The sequence below is a fragment of the Mesorhizobium sp. M7A.F.Ca.US.014.04.1.1 genome (assembly GCF_003998745.1).
GTDB classification, from domain to species: domain Bacteria; phylum Pseudomonadota; class Alphaproteobacteria; order Rhizobiales; family Rhizobiaceae; genus Mesorhizobium; species Mesorhizobium ciceri.
Genome location: NZ_RZRW01000585.1, coordinates 1 through 3,503 on the forward strand (window position 1 = coordinate 1; position 3,503 = coordinate 3,503).

The 3,503-nt window shown below is 64.2% G+C and carries 5 protein-coding genes; all 5 read left to right on the forward strand.

Annotated features, from left to right (window positions below):
- On the forward strand, positions 1-474 hold a 474-nt coding region (locus tag EOA22_RS28005), incomplete at its 5' end, for a shikimate dehydrogenase (RefSeq protein ID WP_348629506.1).
- Positions 467-1,273: an SDR family oxidoreductase gene (locus tag EOA22_RS28010; RefSeq protein ID WP_063168722.1), complete on the forward strand. Its 807-nt coding sequence runs from the start codon at positions 467-469 to the stop codon at positions 1,271-1,273. The genes EOA22_RS28005 and EOA22_RS28010, both read left to right, overlap by 8 nt.
- Before the next feature lie 95 nt (positions 1,274-1,368).
- Entirely contained in the window at positions 1,369-1,716 is a 348-nt protein-coding gene (locus tag EOA22_RS28015) for a RidA family protein (RefSeq protein ID WP_013530405.1), read from the forward strand.
- Positions 1,713-2,555 carry a FadR/GntR family transcriptional regulator gene (locus EOA22_RS28020; RefSeq protein ID WP_082826522.1) on the forward strand — a complete coding sequence of 281 codons (843 nt, stop codon included), beginning with the start codon at positions 1,713-1,715 and terminating at the stop codon, positions 2,553-2,555. The genes EOA22_RS28015 and EOA22_RS28020 overlap by 4 nt, the downstream gene beginning before the upstream one ends.
- Positions 2,556-2,890: 335 nt before the next feature.
- A partial coding sequence (locus EOA22_RS28025; RefSeq protein ID WP_245478702.1) for an SDR family NAD(P)-dependent oxidoreductase occupies positions 2,891-3,503 on the forward strand: 613 nt, incomplete at its 3' end.

Below are 3,503 nucleotides of genomic sequence, written 5' to 3' on the forward strand. Positions count from 1 at the left end.
ATCGATGGCCTCAAGGCAGGCGGACATGAGATTGCCGGCCGCCGCATCCTTCAGGTCGGCGCCGGCGGCGCCGGCGCGTCCCTGGCCTATTGTCTCGCCGAAGCCGGTGCCGAGGAAATCCGCTTGGCCGACATCGATACCGGTCGCGCCGAAAAACTGGCGGCGCTGGTCGCGCAGGTCTTCCCGAAATGCCGCATCCAGGTTGGAGAGGCCGAGCCTTCCGGCATGCATATGGCGATCAACGCCACGCCGGTCGGCATGCACGCCGGCGACCCGCTGCCGCTGGATGTGAGCCGGCTGACCCCGGACATGACGGTCGTCGACATCATCATGGAGCCCGCCGAGACCCCCCTGCTAAAGGCGGCGAAAGAGATTGGCTGCCGCATTCAGCCGGGGCGCCCGATGATGGATTTCCAGGTCCGGGCCATGTCCGAATTCTTCGACATCGAAGGCAAGGGTCGCGGCAATGGCTGAGACATTGACGGCCGTCGTCATCGGCGGCACTTCCGGCATCGGACGCGCGATAGCGCTGCGCTTCGCCGAGGACGGCTACCATCTGGTGGTCGCCGGCAGGGATGCGGCACGGGGCGATGAGGCGGTTGGCGCCTGCGCGGCGGTCGGCGCACCGCGCGCGCTGTTTGTCCAGACCGATGTCGCCGAATCCGGCTCGGTGGAAGCGCTGGCGCAGGCCGTCAGCGACGCGTTCGGTACCCCGCACGTCGTCGTCAACTGCGCCGGCATCCTGCAGAGTGGCAAGCACGTCCTCGACCAGGATCTGGACGAAGACGAGAGGATGTGGCGAGTGAACTATCGCGGCACCTTGCTGGGTTGCCAGGTGTTCGGTCGGCTGATGTCGGCTGCCGGGCGAGGCGCGATCCTGAACGTCGGCTCGCTTGCCTCCTTCGCGCCGCTGTCCCTGCCCGCCTACACGCCCGGAAAGCATGCCGTCCTGGCCTTGACCCAGATCCTGGCCGCCGAGCTCGGTCCGCACGGCGTACGCGTCAATGCGGTGGCACCCGGCTACACGCTTTCGGACGGGCTGAAAGCCAGGATCGCCAAGGGTGAGCGCAACCCCGAAGCCATCCAGGCGACCACCGCGCTGCGCCGCTTCGTCGAGCCGCGCGACGTTGCCGAGGCCGCACTGTTCCTCTGCTCCGACCGGGCCGCATCGATAACCGGCGTCACCCTGCCCGTCGACGCCGGCTGGCTCGTTCAGGCGCCCTACGCACAATATCTGCAGGGAAACCCCATCCGCCAGACGCCGGCAATCTGAGTCCATCCGGCGGAGGCCGGAAATCTGACCCATCCGGCGGAGGCCGGAAATCTGACCCATCCGGCGGAGGCCGGAAATCTGACAAGGACAATCCAATGAGTGACATCAAGCGCTTCGACTTCGACACCCGCATCCACCACGGGGTCATCCACAATGGCACCCTCTACCTCACCGGCCAGGTCGCAAAGCCGGGTCAGTCCGCAGCCGACCAGATGCGCGAGGCGCTTGGCAAGGTCGACGTCCTGCTTGCCAAGGCCGGTACGGACAAGACACGTATCCTTCACGTGCAGATGTGGCTGGACGACATCAGGGATTTCGACGAGGTCAACACGGTCTGGGACGGATGGATGCCGAAGGAGCATGCACCCGCGCGCTCTTCCGGCGAAGGACGGATGGCCAAGCCTGGAATGCTGGTCGAGCTGATCGTCACCGCGGCGGTTTGAATGGCCTTGCCGGTTCGGGCATCATCGCGAATCTGGCTAAGGGGAGACTGATGACGAAGCGCAAACCGCTTTCCACTGTCGTGGCGGAGAGTCTGTCCGAAAAGATCCGTTCCGGATCTCTGCTTCCCGGCGCGCAATTGCCGACCGAGGCGGAGCTTTGTGCCGAGTACGACGTCAGCCGGACGGTGGTGCGGGAAGCGGTGGCGCGATTGCGCTCCGAAGGGATGGTGGTGCCGCAGCAGGGCCGCGGCATGTTCGTCAGCGAAACGCCGGCGCCGCGCAATTTCTCGATACCGGACGAGGCGCTGAGGACCTTGCCGGAAACCATTGCCCTGCTCGAACTGAGATTGAGTGTGGAAGTGGAGTCCGCCGGGCTATGCGCGGAACGGCGCACCGATGCGGAGGCGAGTGGAATCCGAACCCTGATGGAACAGGTCGACGCCCAGCAAGCGGATCCCGCTGTGGTCCAGATCCACTATGACTATGATTTCCATCTGGCGATCGCCAAAGCCGCGCGCAACGAATTCATCCACGGCTTCCTGAGCTATCTCAGGCCGATGATCGTTCCACGCTTTCAACTGGGCTACGTGGTCACGCCGGCGCTCAAGGACAGCTATTACGCACGCATTCACAACGAGCACAAAACCATCGTGGATGCCATCGAAAGGCAGGACGGTCGTGCCGCTCGCCAGGCCATGCGCAAGCATCTGCACAACAGCCTCGGGCGTGTGCGCGCTTTGGCACGGGCTTCGGGCGTCGCGGCGACAGAGGCAGAGCAGCAGGCGGCTGCGGCCTCGCTCTTTACCGATATGAAGAGGCCTGTTTCGACCGGCGGATAGGCCCCGGCTTCGATCACCCAGGCATTCGCACTCACCCAGATTAGCCACCGCATTGCGAAAGCCATGTTTTGGCTCCGCCAGCTGACCTGAACCGTTTCCCGCAGGTTGAGAACATCGTTTTCCCGTCGTTTCCTTCGGTTTTCAGCCTCGGCGCCGAGGTCACCACCTGTCCAGGTTTCGGGCGGGAGAAGAGAATTCGAAAGTTTATCTTTCCTTTTTGCTGGTTTTCTTGGTTTCGCGGCATCGGCCCAGGCCGCAGACTGAATCAGGCAATCAGGGAAGCCAACGTGACGACAGCCTTCATCACAGGTGCAACAAGCGGCATAGGGCGGGCCATGACGATCGCACTGAGCGACGCCGGCTACGATGTCTATGCGGTCGGGCGCAGCCAGGCCGCGCTCAAGGCGTTGCAGGCCGAGCGATCCGGCATCGTGCCCATCGCCGTCGACGTGACCGATCGCGAGGCGCTGGAAGCTGTTCTGGCGGATCTGACCATCGACGTGCTGATCAATAATGCCGGGATCATGCCACCGTTGGGCAATTTCGCCGACATGAAAATCTCCGACATCGACACCACGCTGGAGGTCAACCTCAGCGCGGCAATCCTGCTTACCCGCCTCGTCGTTCCGCAGATGCGCGAGCGGCAGGCTGGCCACATCCTGTTCACCGGCTCCACCGCGGGCCACGCGGCATATTCCAACATTGCCGTCTATTCGGCCACCAAGGCGGCGATATCAGGCTTTGCCGCCGCGTTGCGCGCCGACCTCTCCCCATCAGGCGTCCGTGTCACCGAGATCGTCGCCGGCCGTGTCGAGACGCAGCTCTACCAGGACATCCTCGACGCAAAGGCGCGCGCGGCCATGTACGCCAGCAAAGTGGTGCAGCCGGATGACGTGGCCGGAATGGTGGTCGCGGTACTCGGCCTGCCCGCATGGGCCGACGTTACCC

Excerpts from the sequence above, each read along its gene's own strand:
- EOA22_RS28010 (WP_063168722.1), top strand. The coding sequence starts at position 467 with ATGGCTGAGACATTGACGGCCGTCGTCATCGGCGGCACTTCCGGCATC.
- EOA22_RS28015 (WP_013530405.1), top strand. The coding sequence starts at position 1,369 with ATGAGTGACATCAAGCGCTTCGACTTCGACACCCGCATCCACCACGGG.